This is a genomic window from Ignavibacteria bacterium, from assembly GCA_025612375.1.
GTDB lineage: Bacteria > Bacteroidota > Ignavibacteria > Ignavibacteriales > SURF-24 > JAAXKN01.
This window is the reverse complement of sequence record JAAXKN010000007.1, coordinates 1-16,450: the sequence shown is the minus strand read 5'-3', so window position 1 is coordinate 16,450 and position 16,450 is coordinate 1. Positions and strand designations below refer to the sequence as shown.

General features: G+C 42.8%; 17 protein-coding genes. 3 read left to right on the top strand and 14 right to left on the bottom strand.

All coding sequences use genetic code 11. The features are described from left to right. Position 1: 1 nt before the first annotated feature. Positions 2–1,405, top strand: coding sequence for an oligosaccharide flippase family protein (locus HF312_06830; protein ID MCU7519916.1), 1,404 nt, complete (start codon positions 2–4; stop codon positions 1,403–1,405). A gap of 15 nt (positions 1,406–1,420) precedes the next feature. Here the strand turns inward: HF312_06830 and HF312_06825 are convergent, their stop codons facing one another. After that, complete coding sequence (locus HF312_06825) at positions 1,421–2,548, bottom strand: glycosyltransferase family 4 protein (GenBank protein ID MCU7519915.1); 1,128 nt, start codon at positions 2,546–2,548, stop codon at positions 1,421–1,423. A gap of 42 nt (positions 2,549–2,590) precedes the next feature. On the opposite strand from HF312_06825, the gene HF312_06820 reads away from it, so the two are divergent. Together HF312_06820 and HF312_06815 are read left to right on the top strand one after the other, a co-directional pair. After that, a complete protein-coding gene (locus tag HF312_06820; protein ID MCU7519914.1) occupies positions 2,591–3,640 on the top strand; it encodes a glycosyltransferase family 9 protein in 1,050 nt (349 codons plus the stop codon). Positions 3,641–3,718: 78 nt separating this feature from the next. Further along, positions 3,719–4,213: a DUF255 domain-containing protein gene (locus HF312_06815; GenBank protein MCU7519913.1), complete on the top strand. Its 495-nt coding sequence runs from the start codon at positions 3,719–3,721 to the stop codon at positions 4,211–4,213. A gap of 61 nt (positions 4,214–4,274) precedes the next feature. Here HF312_06815 and erpA read toward each other — a convergent pair whose 3' ends face one another. From erpA to HF312_06750, 13 genes are all read right to left on the bottom strand, one after another. After that, a complete protein-coding gene (gene erpA, locus HF312_06810; GenBank protein ID MCU7519912.1) occupies positions 4,275–4,628 on the bottom strand; it encodes an iron-sulfur cluster insertion protein ErpA in 354 nt (117 codons plus the stop codon). A 63-nt stretch (positions 4,629–4,691) separates the two neighbouring features. After that, a complete protein-coding gene (locus tag HF312_06805; GenBank protein MCU7519911.1) occupies positions 4,692–5,036 on the bottom strand; it encodes a hypothetical protein in 345 nt (114 codons plus the stop codon). A 48-nt stretch (positions 5,037–5,084) separates the two neighbouring features. Next, positions 5,085–6,242, bottom strand: a complete 1,158-nt coding sequence (locus HF312_06800; protein ID MCU7519910.1) for a cysteine desulfurase — start codon at positions 6,240–6,242, stop codon at positions 5,085–5,087. Positions 6,243–6,337: 95 nt separating this feature from the next. Further along, positions 6,338–7,849, bottom strand: coding sequence for an NADH-quinone oxidoreductase subunit N (locus HF312_06795; protein ID MCU7519909.1), 1,512 nt, complete (start codon positions 7,847–7,849; stop codon positions 6,338–6,340). An 18-nt stretch (positions 7,850–7,867) separates the two neighbouring features. Next, the gene (locus HF312_06790; protein ID MCU7519908.1) at positions 7,868–9,457 is read right to left on the bottom strand and encodes an NADH-quinone oxidoreductase subunit M; all 1,590 of its coding nucleotides are present in this window, start codon (positions 9,455–9,457) and stop codon (positions 7,868–7,870) included. A 71-nt stretch (positions 9,458–9,528) separates the two neighbouring features. Beyond that, a complete protein-coding gene (gene nuoL, locus HF312_06785) occupies positions 9,529–11,661 on the bottom strand; it encodes an NADH-quinone oxidoreductase subunit L (GenBank protein ID MCU7519907.1) in 2,133 nt (710 codons plus the stop codon). Between the two features lie 4 nt (positions 11,662–11,665). Further along, positions 11,666–11,977, bottom strand: coding sequence for an NADH-quinone oxidoreductase subunit NuoK (nuoK, locus tag HF312_06780; GenBank protein ID MCU7519906.1), 312 nt, complete (start codon positions 11,975–11,977; stop codon positions 11,666–11,668). A gap of 75 nt (positions 11,978–12,052) precedes the next feature. Then, positions 12,053–12,559: an NADH-quinone oxidoreductase subunit J gene (locus HF312_06775; protein ID MCU7519905.1), complete on the bottom strand. Its 507-nt coding sequence runs from the start codon at positions 12,557–12,559 to the stop codon at positions 12,053–12,055. 19 nt (positions 12,560–12,578) lie between these two features. Then, positions 12,579–13,166 carry an NADH-quinone oxidoreductase subunit I gene (locus HF312_06770; protein MCU7519904.1) on the bottom strand — a complete coding sequence of 196 codons (588 nt, stop codon included), beginning with the start codon at positions 13,164–13,166 and terminating at the stop codon, positions 12,579–12,581. 3 nt (positions 13,167–13,169) lie between these two features. After that, entirely contained in the window at positions 13,170–14,240 is a 1,071-nt protein-coding gene (gene nuoH / locus HF312_06765; GenBank protein ID MCU7519903.1) for an NADH-quinone oxidoreductase subunit NuoH, read from the bottom strand. Further along, positions 14,240–15,355, bottom strand: coding sequence for an NADH-quinone oxidoreductase subunit D (locus HF312_06760; GenBank protein MCU7519902.1), 1,116 nt, complete (start codon positions 15,353–15,355; stop codon positions 14,240–14,242). Before HF312_06760 ends, nuoH begins: the two co-directional genes overlap by 1 nt. Before the next feature lie 66 nt (positions 15,356–15,421). Continuing rightward, a complete protein-coding gene (locus HF312_06755; protein ID MCU7519901.1) occupies positions 15,422–15,949 on the bottom strand; it encodes an NADH-quinone oxidoreductase subunit C in 528 nt (175 codons plus the stop codon). Then, positions 15,946–16,440 carry an NADH-quinone oxidoreductase subunit B gene (locus HF312_06750; GenBank protein ID MCU7519900.1) on the bottom strand — a complete coding sequence of 165 codons (495 nt, stop codon included), beginning with the start codon at positions 16,438–16,440 and terminating at the stop codon, positions 15,946–15,948. Before HF312_06750 ends, HF312_06755 begins: the two co-directional genes overlap by 4 nt. Between the last annotated feature and the right edge of the window lie 10 nt (positions 16,441–16,450).

Here is a 16,450-nt window from a genome sequence, read left to right as displayed (position 1 = left end):
AATGAGCCTATTTAAATCAACTGCGTGGTACACATTAGGTAACCTGTTCGCCCGTTCACTGGGATTTATTCTGCTTCCGTTTTATTCAAACTTGATACCGGCCGAGGACTTCGGGCGCTATGCGCTTTTAATGTCGGCTTACGCCGTAATGAGTGCAGTTTACCAGGGGGGACTTTTCCCCGGGTTTTCAAAGTATTTCCTGGAGGCAGATGATGAAAGTAAAAGAAAGAAAATATTTACTTCCTGCTTTTCACTAATATTTCTGATAAGCCTTGTAATTACAGTTTTGGCAACCCTCTTAAACAGGAACGTTTCTTTTTTACTGCTGGGTTCATGGGAATATGGAAAGCTAGTACTTCTTACGGCATGGATGCTTTTTATTGACACCATTTTTCTTACAGTACTTCATCTCCTTAAGACAAAAGAAGAATCAAGGCAGGTCATTTATTACACATCGCTTTCGGCCCTGTTTAACCTTATTCTCAACTTCTTCTTTGTTTTTTATTTAAGGCGGGGAGTTGAAGGGATTTTCCTGGCACAGCTGTTCTCAGGAGGCGTAATTGTGGTAATTATGGCGGGCGTATTAAAGGAAAATTTCAGCCTTAAAAAGGATAACGCTGTCATAAGGAATATTCTGATATTTTCTTTCCCTCTTCTTATTGCAGGGATCCTCTCAACGTTTGTTGACGTGGCGGACCGGTTTATTCTTGACCATTTCCTGGATAAAAAGCTGGTCGGCATATACAGCTTTTCTTACAGAATTGCCATGGTGATGAACATATTTGTGATATCCTTCAGGACCGCATGGACGCCTTACTCCCTGCGCCTTTTAAGGCAGGAGAAAAACTACAGCATCTTGTTCGGGCACAGTCTGACCAGGCTTCTTGCCATAAGCCTCCTTATTTTTCTTGGTGTATCTCTTTTTATAAAAGACCTTTTCAGCTTTCATCTGGGCGGCACAACCTTATTTAATCCCGAGTATACGCCGGGGATTATTATTATTCCTCTTGTTCTTATGGGGTATTTGTTCAGCGGGCTCGTTTCATTTTACTCAGTCTATCCTTATCAGTCGGGGAAAAGCTATCACTTCCTGATAAGTGACCTTGCGGCTTTTATAGTAAACGTAGCTTTGAACTTTATACTTATTCCGAAATACGGCATAATGGGTGCTGCGCTGGCAACAATGATAAGCTTCTTTGCAGGATTTATTTATCTGTTCGTTATTTCAAGGCCCTTAAAAGTTACATATCAGATAAAAGAGCTCCTTACGCTCATTCTCTATGCGGTGGCATTTTATCTTTTGGGGCGTCTTGCGGACAATTTCTGGATGAACCTCGTTCTTGTCGTGGGATTTACAATTGTAATTCAGAGATCTTTGAACCTGATGAAATTAAAAGCAGGATGAAAATAAGGAAGCACTTTATTCTGAGACGAGACTTATGAGTTCACCTTCCAGGCACGCCCAGTTAAAACGCGTTTCAGCCATCTGACGCGCGTTTTCTGAATGCTGACGTAAGAGCCGTGGGTTTTTTATGTATTCAGATATCTTGGACGAAATCCCGTCAATATTGGTGGGATTTACCAGGAAGCCGAACTTTGAGACGTCCATTTCATCTCTGATAGGCCTGATATCAGAATAAATTACCGGCTTGCCTGAGGCCATATATTCAAATATTTTAATTGGAAGTGAATTCCTGTAAACGAAAGAATAATTCCTGAGGTCCAGGCATATATCGGCATCCATAAGCTTTTGAGAGATCTCCTCATATTTTCCCCAGGGGACCATAACAAGCCTTATGCTTTTTTCTTTAGACGCCATCTCCTGAAAAATCTTTTCTTCTGCTTCGTACTGGAAACGTCCAATTATTTTTAATGTAACGGAAACCCCCGGGTTTTCTTCAGCCGTTTTTGCTGCGGCCTTAAGTATGTTGAGTATGCCACGTTCAAAAGAAATGACGCCTGCGTAGCAGAGCGTAAGATTTTTCCCGTCAAAAGGAGGAGGGGAGTAGGTGAAGAATTCCAGAACCGGGTAGTAGCCTATAACTGTCTTCTTCTTAAAAGGAGCTATCAGCCTGTAGCGCCTGAGCTTATTTTTTTCGCCTATTATCAGTGTGTCTGCCAGGCTGGTGGCATAAATGTTAAAAAGAAATAGTGTGATGTAGGTTATCACCCTCTTTAAGCCATTTTGCTTTAGCGCAACATTCTCCGGGTACCATTCGGTTATGTCGGAAATAATCCTTATCTTCTTCTGTTGGCTTTTTTTATAACGCCAGGCGGCAAGAACTGTTAGAGGCTCAGAGCAGATTATGACATCCGGATCTTCAGAGGTAAGAAAAGCTTTTAAGTTGAATATCTTTTCTTTTTTATTTAAGTTATTCCCTTTAAAACCGGCAATATGAATGTTGTTCTCTGTAAAATCTGCCTCCTGGACCGAAGAGATTATTGCCACAGAAAACCCGGACTTTTCAAGAGTCCTTCCTATTTTGTGGAAAATTCTCTCGTCTTTTGGCGGATGGCCTGAAGTGAGTAAAACGACTTTTTTCTTCATGGCCTAAAGATAATAAATTTTAGAATATTATATAAAGCTTTAATGTCTCAATTAAGAATTTTAATTTCCCGGCCTGATAGAATCGGTGACGTGGTTGTCTCTACTCCCATTCCGAGGGAGATTAAAAAGCAGTTCCCGGACAGTTATGTAGCCGTCCTCTTAAAGCCATATACAAGAGATATTTATCTGAATAATCCCTATGTAGATGAGATAATTGTCTACGATCCTGAGGACCGGAAAGACCAGTTCTGGGACATGGTAAGACAAATCCGCTCTCATAACTTTACACATGCCGTAATGCTCCTGCCAAATGAAAAAATCAACTATCTCCTATTTTTTGCGGGTATAAAAACAAGGATTGGGGTAGGGCATAAGTTATACCAGTTTTTAACGTTTACCAAATATGTGGACAGGAAAAAGTATATTCCCTTAAGGCATGAGGCGGATTACTGCATGGACACAGTCAGGAAGATTGGCGTTAAGACAGATAACCTGGATACTGAGATTCACCTTACAAAGGACGAGATACACAGCGTTTTTGAATTCAGGAAGCAGAACGCCCCGGAAGGGCAATTTCTTATCGGACTTCATGCCTCAAGCGGAAATTCGGCTCCAAACTGGAAGGCTTCGGAATACCGCAGACTGCTGCTAAAATTAAAGAAACTTAGTAATATAAAAATAGCCGTTACAGACAATTTCGTGCCGGATGAACTAAGTGACATTCCGGATGTCATTTATCCTAACGTTAACAAAGATTTAAGAGAATCAATTGTAAACTTTGCGGCTCTGGACCTTTTAGTTTCCGCAAGCACCGGGCCCATGCATCTGTGTGCCGCATTAAAAGTCAGGACCTTGTCGCTTTTCTGTCCCATGACAGCCTGTTCACCCAAACTCTGGGGTCCGAAAGGCAATAAGGCGCATATAATGCTTCCAATCGGGAATTATTGCGATACTTCCTGCAGTCAGGATCCCAAAAAGTGCACCTTTGAAGGCACCCACGGCATCAGCAGCGAAAAGGTTTATTCTGAAATTATGAATATATTGTCTATTGAGAACTATGTTACAGCTGCACCACTTTCACCGGATTTTTAAGGCCGTATACCGGAATCTTTTTTCGTTTACTTTAATCTAACAGACTGAATATTGTTTTTTAACCTGAGAGGGAATCTTATGAAAAGAAAAATAACGTTACTTATTGTATTTGTAATTGCACTTCTGGGATCGGCCGCTTTTTATTATCCGGCGCCGGAAGAGGTAAAATGGACAAATTTCGACAAGGGGTTAGAGGCCAGCAAAAAGGAGAATAAAAAGGTTGTTGTGGACGTTTATACCGACTGGTGCAGCTGGTGTAAAAAGATGGACGCATCTACCTACAAGAACTCTGAAGTGGCAAAATATATGGCTGATAATTTTATTGCGGTTAAATTAAATGCAGAATCGGCCTCAAAGGTGAAATTTATGGGAGAAAGCTATACTGAGCAGCAGCTTGCACAAGGCTTCGGTGTAACCGGATTTCCTTCCACAATATTCTTTGATGAAAAGCAGCAGCCTATAACTGTTGTCCCGGGATACCTGGATGACAAACAGTTTCTTAATATTCTGAAATTTATAAATGAAGGTGCATATAAGAACCAGAATTTTGAAGATTATATGAAAGGGAAGTAGGCCTCTGAGATATTTTACAAAAAAGGCAGAGATTTCTTAATCTCTGCCTTTTTTAATGACCTTATACTCCAAAAGAGTTGCCGCATCCGCAGGTTTTAACAGCATTGGGATTGTTAAAGACAAAGCCCTTGCCGTTCAGGCCGTCAGAAAAATCAAGTTCGGTACCCATCAGATAAAAAAGGCTCTTTCCGTCAACAAAGAGTTTTACTCCATTTGATTCAATTACTTTATCGCCTTCACGCGGAGAAGAGTCGAAGCCTAAAGAGTATGTAAGCCCTGAGCATCCGCCTCCTTTGACGCCTACTCTAAGGCCATATTCCTCAGGAATACTGTTCTCCTTCATCACCTGTTTAATCTGATTTACAGCTTTATCTGTTACCTTTATTTCGGATGAATCAACGGTTGTATTTGCCATACCTCGTCATTTCCTTTCTATGTAAGAAATTATTTAAGAACTACACCAGTAAAATCCGGAAAACTATGCGTTTTCTGCTTTGCCTTCCTCAGGCTTTGCTCCTTCTGCAGGTTTTGCCTCTTCAGGCTTCGGCTCCTCTTTGGGAACATAGTTTAATTTCCAGGCATTTTCACTAACCTTAAAGAGAATTCCGTCTTTTTCCAGCGTCTGAATCAGCCTGGAAGCAGTTTCCTCAACATCCTTATATGATAATTTAACCGATTTTCTCTCAAAAAAGTTCTTTACTCCGTACTGCAGGTCTCTTATAAATACGTTTGACTTGTTAAAAAACGGATATTTCTCCTTCATAAAGCCGAAGAACAGATCCAGATTGTTTTTCAGATAGTCAAATGCTGCATCTTTATTCATTTTGAACCCCAATTGTTTGATTCTTAAAAAAATATTTAATTCTGTTTATTACAGGTTTTTATTCCGGACCTTTTTTACGGCCCCGGTAAACCTGGATATTGTATAATCTATTTCTTCTTCTGTATTGAACCGCCCAAGGCCGAACCTTACGGAAGCTTTCATCAGGGACTGATCCAGCCCGATAGCTTTTAAGACGTGACTGCCCTCGGGGCTGCCGGAGGCGCAGGCGCTGCCGGTGGAGAGGGCAAGGTCCCTTAACTCGCTTAAAAGATGATCAATATTAATGTTTTTAATGCTGATATTCAAATTATTGACAAGCCTTTTTTCAGGATGACCGTTAAGATATATATCATCCAGAGCCCTGAATATCCCTTCTTTAAGACGGTCCCGTAAAAGCCTTATCCTTTCAGTTTCCACGGGCATTTCCTCTTTTGAGATTTCAAGCGACTTGGCAAAGCCCACAATTGCCGGGGTGTTCAGTGTGCCTGAGCGTAAGTCCTTTTCCTGCCCTCCGCCCTGCAACAGGGGGGTGAGGCGGATTTTAGGGGACTTTTGTCTAACATATAAGGCGCCGGTTCCCCTGGGGCCGTAGTTCTTGTGGGCGCTGAAAGAAGCCATGTCAAGAGCAATGCTGCTTACATTGAAATCCATTTTACCAATTGCCTGTGCGGCATCAGTATGAAAAAGGACTCCTTTCTTTTGGCATATTGCAGCAATTTCGCTTAAAGGGTAAATGGTCCCGATTTCATTATTTGCAGCCATTAAAGATACCATGAGAGTATCGTCTTTTATTGCCCCTTCAAACTCACCTGGGTCAAACATCCCGTATTGATCCAGCTTCAGATAAGTAACCAGGAAGCCTGATCTTTCCAGAAACCGCACTACATTCAGCACCGAGGGATGCTCGGCCTCAGTTGTAACTATATGCCTTTTTTTATTTAGCGGGGAAAGAGCCAGCCCTTTAAGAGCAAGGTTGTTGCTTTCTGTTGTTCCGCTTGTAAAAATTATCTCTTCCGGCTTTGCCCCGATAAAATCTGCAACCTTTTCCCTTGCGCTTTCCACGGCAGAAGATGCAGCCCATCCGTAGGGGTGCGACATGCTTGAGGGATTACCGTAGTATTCGTCAAAATAGGGGAGCATTGCTTCAATGACCCTTTTATCGGTCCTGGTTGTTGAATGGTTGTCGAGGTAAATAGGAAGTTTCATAACTTTAGATACGTCACATCTTTCCGGTGCTTAATATAAAAAAGGCGAATCACAGAAATGATTCGCCTTTTAATATAAAAAGTTCACCTTAATTTTTACATGCCTAAAATCGTAATGCAGCTCTTTGCAAATTCAACAATCGGTGTGAAGTAAACACCGAAGATAACAATTGGAGCCAGCATAACAAGAATCAGAATAAGGCTTAAAGGTGAAAGCCTTATTGAAACCGGCTCTCCGGTCGGCTTTGAGAGGAACATTTCCTTTAATACCTTCATGTAGTAGTACAAAGAAACAACCGTGTTAAGAAGAGCAATAACAGCCACGGCTATCATATTCGAGTCTACCAGTGCTATGAAGAGGTAGAGTTTGCCAATAAATCCAGCCGCCGGCGGAAGGCCGGTTAAGGAAACAAGGAACATACCGAAGGTGACTCCAAGGAAGGGCATTGAGTAGCCCAGGCCTTTATAGTCTTCCAGGTTCTCGCTTCCAATCTTATTGGCTATAATCATTACGATAAAGAATGCGCCCAGGTTCATGAAGGCATAGATGCCGAAGTAAACCAGCATTGCAATGAGCCCCTGGTTTGAAAGCACTGCAACCGTTAGAAGAAGATAACCTGCGTGTGCAATGCTTGAGTAAGCAAGCAGTCTTTTTAAGTTAGTCTGCCAGAGCGCTGTAAAGTTTCCGAGCGTCATGGTCAGTATTGCAATTACAATCAGGAACTCTTTCCACGGGAAAACCGGGATCATCATCCAGTGTCCTGAGGGCGCAACAGAAGAGACAAAGGTTACTTTTATAAATCTTACCAGGAGTGCGAAACCTGCTGCCTTAGAGGCAACTGAAAGGAATGCCGTAATGGTAATTGGCGCCCCTTCGTAAACATCTGGCGTCCAGAAGTGGAACGGGGCAGTGGATATTTTATATCCGATACCGGCAAAGATCAGTATGCCTGCAAATGCAAGTGCAAGAAGATTTATCTGCGGGGCCTGCAGCAGTGTGTTAATTACATAAAGATTTGTGGTTCCTGTAAGTCCATAAACTATGGAGATACCAAAAAGCATGAGTCCTGAAGAAACAGCGCCGTAAATGATGTATTTAAGTGCTGCCTCGCTGTTGCGGTCCTTAAGCTTTGTAAAGCCCGCAAGTACATAGGATGAAAGTGACATCAGCTCAAGGGAAAGATAGATCAGTATCAAGTCCGTTGCCGATACCATGAGGAACATACCAAGTACCATTCCCAGGATAAGCGTGTAGTATTCTCCGTGCCTTGAAGTGCTCTTTTTTATCTCCTCCGAACTGAAAGAGAAGAACACTACCAGAACAGTTGAAACAACTACAAGAAGCTTGAAGAAAGCCCCAAATGAGTCAACCGTGACCATCCCGAAGCTCTTCGACTGACCCGAGAGGGAAAACACAGCGCCCGAGAAGGTCATCTGGTTCATGACGCAGAAGCCGGCAACGAGCATTCCTGCAATTGACAAATAAGGAAGCAACTTTTTATTATTCCCGAGTATCAGATCAGCAAGCACTACAAGCACCAGGAATGCAGAAACTGCAATTTCAGGAACCAGGTAAAATAGATTATTATAAATGGTGTTAAATTCCATGGTCTTCAGTTTATTTGATTAAAATTTTCCTAACATAGAGAAATTAGCCGGCATCTTATTCATAAAGTCTACCAGACTATTAACAGATGTATTCATTATGTTAAGCATGCCTGAAGGATAAATTCCAAGCAGGAAGATAACAATTGTCAAAGGAATGAACATTAAGTATTCTCTTACAGTAAGATCTGTAAGCATATTCCATTTTTCATTGAACTTGCCTAAGAAAACTCTCTGTAATGCCCAGAGCATGTAGCCTGCACCAAGCAGTATGCCGAGTGTCGAGAACATGGTAATTATTCTTATGCTGTCAACGCTGAAACTTCCCAGGAATACAAAAGATTCAGATATAAATCCGCTCATCGAAGGAAGTCCGATTGCGGCAAAGAATGCTATTGTAACGAAGAAAGTATAAACCGGCATCTTGAGAGCAAGGCCGCCGAAATCATCAAGACCTCTTGTATGTGTACGGTCATAGACAACGCCAACAATAAGGAAGAGCATTGCTGTAATTGTACCGTGGTTGAACATCTGGAAGATGGCTCCGTTTATACCGACCGTTGTAAGTGAAGCCATACCTAAGAGCACGTAGCCCATATGCGATACAGATGAATAAGCTATCATCTTCTTGAAGTCTTTCTGTGCCAAAGCGCAAAGTGCACCGTAGATGATATTTATCATACCAAAGAGTGCAATGTACCAGGCCAGCTGACGTGTAATTTCAGGGAATATCGGATAGCTGATTCTTATGATGCCATAAGTACCCATCTTAAGAAGAACACCGGCAAGAATAACGCTTATTGGTGTAGGGGCTTCAACGTGTGCATCAGGCAGCCATGTATGGAACGGGAACATCGGTATTTTTATTGCAAAGCCGATGAAAAGAGCTATGTAAGCCACAAATCTCAGATTGTGAGGATTTAACGGAGAAAGAATACCTGTTGCGGTATAGTTCTTAGGATCCATTAAAGAAAGTAAATTAAATGTAAATGCGCTTGTTCCGTTTGGAAGTAGCTCTTTGGCGCTGAAGTAAAGCCCTATCATTACAAGAAGCATAAACACGCTGCCGACTAAAGTATAGATAAAGAACTTAATAGCAGCATATTCTTTTCTTGGGCCGCCCCAGACACCGATAAGGAAGTACATCGGAAGAAGCATGAGTTCCCAGAACACATAGAACAGGAAGAAGTCCAGTGAAACAAAGACGCCCATCATACCTGTATCGAGCAGGAGGAAGAGGGCCATAAATCCTTTTACTGACTTTGAGATGTTCCAGGAAGAGAGTGTAGCAATAAAAGAGATTAAAGCAGTTAAAAGAACCATTGGGGCGCTGATGCCGTCAATGCCAAGGAAATAGTCTACTTTTACTGTTCCCAGCCAGGATAAGCCTGAAATCTCAATCCACCTGAACTTTTCAATGAACTGAAAAGAATTCTGCTGGAATACCCCGCTAAGTGAGTAGTTATAGCTGTGAAGTATTATTCCTGCCAGCACTACCTGAGTAGCTGTAACTGCTGCAGTCAATCCTTTGATTAGTTTTTCCTGTGTTCCCGGGAGGCACAAAATAATTAACATTCCCAGAACAGGAAGGAAAGTGATAAATGACAAAATTGGGAAATATGCCATGATGAACTTTAACCTCTAATATTTTTAATTACAAAACCCGTTCTATATAGTTGCCATTAGAAACTAAATGGCCTGAAAATAAACAATAATATCAAGACTGAGAAGATTACAAAGACAACGTAGGTCTGAACTCTGCCTGTCTGGAACCTCCTGAAAAATATTCCAATAAAACCGCTTAAGTATGCCGCCCCGTTAACCAGGCCGTCTACAACGTATTTGTCAAACATCCCGCCAAGGTTTGAAAGGCCGCGTGTCAATGTAGCAACCCCGTTTACGATACCGTCGACAACTTTGCTATCGAACCATGCCAGGAAGCGGCTGAACGCAAGGGCTCCGCCGATAAACGTTGCGCCGTAGAGTTCGTCAATGTACCATTTGTTGAGTGAGAACCTGTAAAGAGGTCCAAGCCTTTCGGCCAGCTTATCAGGATCAATTTTCTTCCACTGGTACATCGAGAACGCAAGCAGTATTCCAAGTCCGCCCAGGACAAGTGAAAGTCCCATGGCAGGGTAGTGAGCCTGGTGCATTGCATGCATGTAATGTTCTGAATGCACGACTGTTTCCGCTTCGGCCTGAGGGGCTGAGTGCTCAACAGCAGAAGCTTCAGCTGAAGCCTCTTTTGCCTCAGTCTTCATGAAGTCAAACCTCTGCACCTGGGGTACAATTGTAGATGGAGTCTTAACCCATTTGTTAAGGAACCATCCTGATGAGGCGTTAACCGGGTTGGCACCGTACCAGAAGAATACTGAAAGCAAAGACAGTACAACCAGAGGCATTGCCATTACAAAAGGGGACTCATGGGCATGTTCGTACTTGTGCTCGTCTCTGGGAGTTCCGTGGAAAGTGACAATAACGAGGCGGAACATATAGAATGCCGTCATCATTGCAACCAGGAAGGCTACCACCGGAATGAGCCAGTGGCCCGTAAGGCTTCCGAAAGCCAAAGTGCCTGCTAAAATGCCGTCTTTACTCATGAAACCTGAAGTAAACGGAACACCAGAGATAGCAAGTGTTGAAATAAGGAACGCGGCATAGGTTATAGGAAGCTTTTTCCTTAAACCGCCCATCTTTCTTATATCCTGCTCGTGGTGCATTGCATGAATAACGGACCCAGAGCCTAGGAACAAGCATGCTTTGAAGAAAGCGTGTGTAATAAGGTGGAAGAATGCATACTGGTATGCTCCCACACCCATTGCCATAATCATGTAGCCAAGCTGGCTTACGGTTGAATAGGCAAGTACCTTTTTAATATCGTTCTGTGTAAGCGCTATTGTAGCCGCTACGAAAGAAGTTACCATACCGACAATTGCAATTGTAAGCATTGCGTCGGCCGTAAGCATAACAAATACTCTAGCTACAAGATAAACACCTGCAGCAACCATGGTAGCGGCATGAATGAGAGCAGATACCGGTGTTGGGCCTTCCATTGCATCAGGAAGCCATACATGCAGAGGGAACTGGGCCGATTTTCCGACAGCTCCCATAAAGATCAGTAATCCTGCTGCTGTAAGCCATGCGCCGCTGTTAAAGGGAAGGTGTCCGGCCGCAATCTGAGCAAAAATTGTGTCAAAGGTGAATGTATGATAGTTTGTAAAAAGTATCATAATTCCGATGAACATACCGGTATCACCGACTCTGTTTACAAGAAAAGCTTTCTTGCTGGCGTCTGAAGCAGATTTCTTCTCGAACCAGAAACCGATAAGGAGATATGATGAAATTCCAACCAGTTCCCAGAAGATGTACATCATAAGAATATTATGTGTAAGGACAATGCCCAGCATGGAGAAGGTAAATATTCCCAAGTAAGCATAGTAGCGGGAAAATCTCGCGTCGCCTTTCATATATTCCAGCGAGAATACGTGAACCAAAAAGCTGATCAGCGTTACAACGAACAGCATAATGGCTGTCAGGTTGTCGATCTTGATCCCCAGGTCCATTGTAATGTTACCCAGTACCGGGACATTCCACAAGTGGATCCATGTAGCTTCCAAAATGAGGTTCTTGCCGGCAAAGAAGGCAAGCTTCCCAAAGCCCACATAAATCGACAGGCACAGGGCCGAAAATATGAGTATAGTTTCGAGCCAGTGTGATCCGGGAATCTTTTTACCAAACAATATCAGTGCTGCAAATCCGATGACAGGCAGTAGTAATATTGCCAACGAAATATTTAATAATGATGCTTCAGTCATAGAGCTATTCTTTTAGTTTGTCAATTTCATCCACGTTTACTGTGGCGAAAGTTTTGTAAATGTTTAATACAATGGCTAATGCAATAGCAGCTTCAGCAGCCGCCAATACAATAACAAAAAGTGCTACGGCCTGTCCGTTCAGTCCAAAATTACCAAACCTTGAAAAAGCGACAAAGTTAATGTTGGCTGAATTCAGGATCAGTTCCAGTCCCATCAGTACCATAACGGCATTCTTGCGTGTTACAATGCCGAAAATTCCCAGTGAGAAAAGAATTGCACTTACTACTAAAAAATGGGTTAATCCAACTTGAACCAATTCAGGCTCCGGAATCTAATTTTGAAATAACTGTTTATAAAATTTGTTCAGAGAAAGAACTTGCTTAAAACTGCTTTAGCTTGCTTTTTCTTCTTTTCTTGCTATTGTAGCCGCACCGATCAGGGCAATGAGCAAAAGAATTCCAAGAAGTTCAAATATCAGTACATAATCTGTTAAAAGTATGTGTCCCAGTGCATATGCCGTCGTTTTCGTAGGGTACTGTGCCATTTGTGAATGCCAGTTTGTACCCGTAAAGATCTTAATTAAAACACCTGCCATGAGAGCCGTACCAAGTATTGCAGGAATAACCTGCAGTGTACCGGTCTTGATCTGGACGCTGGTTATTTTATTTGTCAGCATGACACCGAAGAGAATTAAAACAAGAATGCCACCAACATAAACCATCAGCTGTACAACTGCTATAAAGTCGGCACCGAGCAGTACATACAAACCCGCAATGCCGAAGAATGTAAAGAGCAGGCTGAAGGCTGAATAGATTATATTTCTGGCAGTTACAACCACAAAGGCCGAGGCCAGTGTGATAGCTGCAAACAGATAGAATACTATATCATAGATGTTCATTTATAATTTCACCGTTTTATTATTTGTTTTCTGTATCTGTTTTAGTTGCCTCTGCTGCCGGAGCTGGTTTCGGCACCTTGGGAGCTGCTGCGGCGGCTGCTTTTGCTGCTGCTTTTTCGGCTTCCATTTTTGCAAAATTCTCTTTCTTTACGGCAACTTCTTCTTCAGTCATATTAGAGAATTTGTATAATAGATTAGCTCTCTCATATTCCGAAAACTCATAAACATCAGTCATCTTTATGCATTCGGTAGGGCAGGGATATGTGCATAAACTGCAGAAGCAGCACTTTGCAATATCTATATTAAACTGGGTTACCCAAAGAGCTTTTTTCTTGCCGTTGGAAGTTTTGCCTAAATCTTCTGTGGGCATTCCCTTTACTGTTTCAATTGAGATGCAGCTTACCGGACATGCTCTTGCGCACTGGTCACAGCCGATGCAGTCGTCAATATTAACGTATAATCTGTTACGTGCCCTGTCAGGAAGTTGAACCTTAACGTCAGGGTATTGAATTGTTACGGAAGGCATAAACAAGTGCTTTAGCGTAATTTTCATTCCCACTAAAACGGTCCATATGGCTTCCCAGGTATTTTTAAGATATTGTTTCATATATTAAAGTAAAGTTATTAGACCTACGATGATCAAATTAACAAAAGCATAAGGGATTAAATATTTCCAGCAGACAGTCATCAGCTGGTCAACTCTCAGACGCGGAAGAGTCCATCTGAGCCACATCTGTACAAGCACAAAGAACATTCCTTTTGCCGTGAACCAGAAGAACTGTTCAAGCGGAACCAGCCATGAGATGCCGAGCGTGTTGCCCAGATATCCAAAAGGAGACTGATAGCCGCCGAAGAAAAGTGCTGCCACAACTGATGAAACTGCAAACATGTTTGCGTATTCAGCAAGGAAGAACATTGCGAATTTCATACCTGAATATTCTGTGTGGAAACCCGCTACGAGCTCGCTTTCTGCCTCAGGAATATCAAAAGGTGTTCTGTTTACTTCAGCAAGAGAGCTGATGTAAATGATTATAAAGCCTACAATCATGAAGGGGATAAGCAGGAGCTTTGAAAATCCAAGTCCCGCACCGCCTAAAATGTTCCAGTTCCAGAAATAAGCAGTCTGCTGTTCGCTTATCTGGTGAAGGCTTAATGTGCCTGTTACAAGAACAAGTGAAAGAATTACAAGAGCTGTTGGTATTTCATAGCTTATCATCTGGGCGGCACTTCTCATGGCGCCGATCAGAGAATATTTATTATTCGAAGCCCAGCCGCCCATTAAGATGCCGGCAACAACAAGGCTTGAAATAGCCACGATAAAGAACATTCCAAGGTCAATGTCGGCTCCGATATAAGCGCCTGAGAAAGGAATTGCAGCAAAGGCGGCATAACAGCCGGCAAAAACGAGGACCGGAGCCAAATTAAAGAGCTTTTTGTCGGCATCCGTAGCAGTGATGTCTTCTTTCTGAATGAGTTTCAAAATATCAGCCACTGTCTGCAGAAGTCCGCGGTAACCTGTACGGTTAGGCCCGAGCCTGTCCTGCATAAATGCCGAGACTTTTCTTTCAAGAAGAACTGCTGCAAGTGCGAAGGGCAGAATAAATACGAATAATGGAAGAGCTGCAGCAATTACGGCAGCAACGTATTCATTGCCGATAAGATTGTTTAATAGATTATACATTATCTGTCCACCTCTCCCAGAACTATATCTATACTACCTAAAATTGCTATTACGTCAGCAACAAGATGACCTTTGCACAATTCACCCAAGACTGCAAGGTTAACAAAGGATGGACCTCTGACCTTCATTCTATAAGGATTCACTGATCCGTCGCTGATGATGAAATATCCTAATTCTCCTTTCGGGTTTTCCACACGGCTGTAGATAGTACCTACGGCAGGTTTAATTCTCTTTGGAATAGCCGCGTGCACGTCACCTTCAGGCAGCTGATCCAGAGCCTGCTCTACTATCTTAACACTTTCTTCCATTTCTCTAATGCGGACGTAGTAACGGTCCCAGCAGTCGCCTGTTGTACCTTTCTCGCCCGAACCCATAGGGATCTCAAAATCAAACCTGTCATAAACAGAATATGGATCGTTCTTTCTTAAATCCCACTTGATTCCGCTTGCTCTAAGGTTAGGACCTGTGATGCCGTAGCTTATGGCAGTATCCAGGGGCAGAACGCCAACGTTGGCAGTACGTTCAATAAAGATCTTATTGTATGAAAGAAGGTTGTTAAATTCTACAAGGCTTCCCTTGAAATACTTCAGGAACTCCCTTGCCATCGGCACAAAATCCGGGTGCAGGTCGTGCGAGAGTCCGCCAACCCAGTTATAATTATAAAGCATGCGTGCGCCGCAGGTCATTTCAAACAGGCTCAGTATTTTTTCCCTGTCCCTGAAGCCGTAAAGGAAGGGGGTAAAGGCACCAATATCGACGCCATATGTTCCTACTGCAACCAGGTGGGATGCAATTCTCTGAAGCTCTCCCATTATGACCCTGATATATTCAACTCTTTCAGGGACCTGGATTCCGAGCAGCTTTTCAACTCCAATCACGTAGCCGAAGCTGTTATACATGGCAGCCAGATAGTCAAGCCTGTCTGTATAGGGGATGACCTGGTTATAGTTCATCGCCTCAGCATGTTTTTCAAAGCAGCGGTGTAAATATCCGATATGGGGTTTTACGTTGACAATCAGCTCGCCGTCAAGTTCAACTTCAAGCCGCAGCACGCCGTGTGTTGAAGGGTGCTGGGGCCCCATGTTTAATACCATTTCTTCAGTTTTTAATGCCATTTTTTATTCGCTAAATCATTATCAATAGTTTTTACCGGAATTTGTTTTATTTTATGCCGGATTAAATCAGTAGGGAACCTTCATGCCCTGATAGAATTCCGGATTCTTATAATCTTTTCTGAGTGGATATCCTGCCTCCCAGTCGTATGGCATTAAGATTCTTCTGAGATCCGGGTGGTGCAGGAATTTGATGCCAAACATATCGTAGGCTTCTCTTTCATGCCAGTTGGCACTTTTCCAGACGCCTTCAACTGATTCAACTTCAGGGTTATCCCTTGGAGTTGCAGCCTTTAAGGTTGCTTTCTGTCCGAGTTGAATTGATTCCAGGTGATAGTATACGCTCAGTGTGCCGCCGTTAATTGTAACTGAACCGTCTGCATCGGTAACTTTTTCACCGTTTGCATCGTCAGCGCCGGAAAGGACCATTAAAGAGTCAAACTTCAGCCCTTCGGTATCCCTCAGATAAAAGCAGATCTTATGAATTGCCTTCGGGTCAACCATAATTATCGGTTCAGAGGGCTGGTTGAGGAGTTCAAAAACATCCTCCGGAAATTCCTGTTTCAGGATATTAAAAATTTCTTCTCTAGTTTTCATGCGGTTTTCTTAACCAGTGATTCGTTTCTGATTTTTTCCTGTAGTTTTAACAGGCCTTCTAACAAAGCCTCAGGCCTGGGGGGGCAGCCGGGAACGTAAACGTCAACCGGAATGACCCTGTCAATTCCTTTTAATACGTGATAGCCGTGCTCCCAGTACGGTCCGCCGCTATTGGAGCAGCTTCCCATTGAGATTATATATTTGGGATCGGGCATCTGTTCGTAGAGACGCTTGATACGTGTGGCCATCTTGAGAGTAACAGTGCCTGAAATGATTATGGCATCAGCCTGGCGGGGTGTTGCACGGGGAATGACTCCAAACCTGTCGAAATCGTAATGTGAGGCCGATGTAGCCATCATTTCGATTGCGCAGCAGGCAAGGCCAAATCCAAGCTGCCAGACTGACGATAAACGGGCCCAGTTCAGCAAATCCTCTGTTTTTGTAATGACAATGTTACTGTCTGAAAATTCCTGATCTAATAAACTTTTCATGATTTTATTC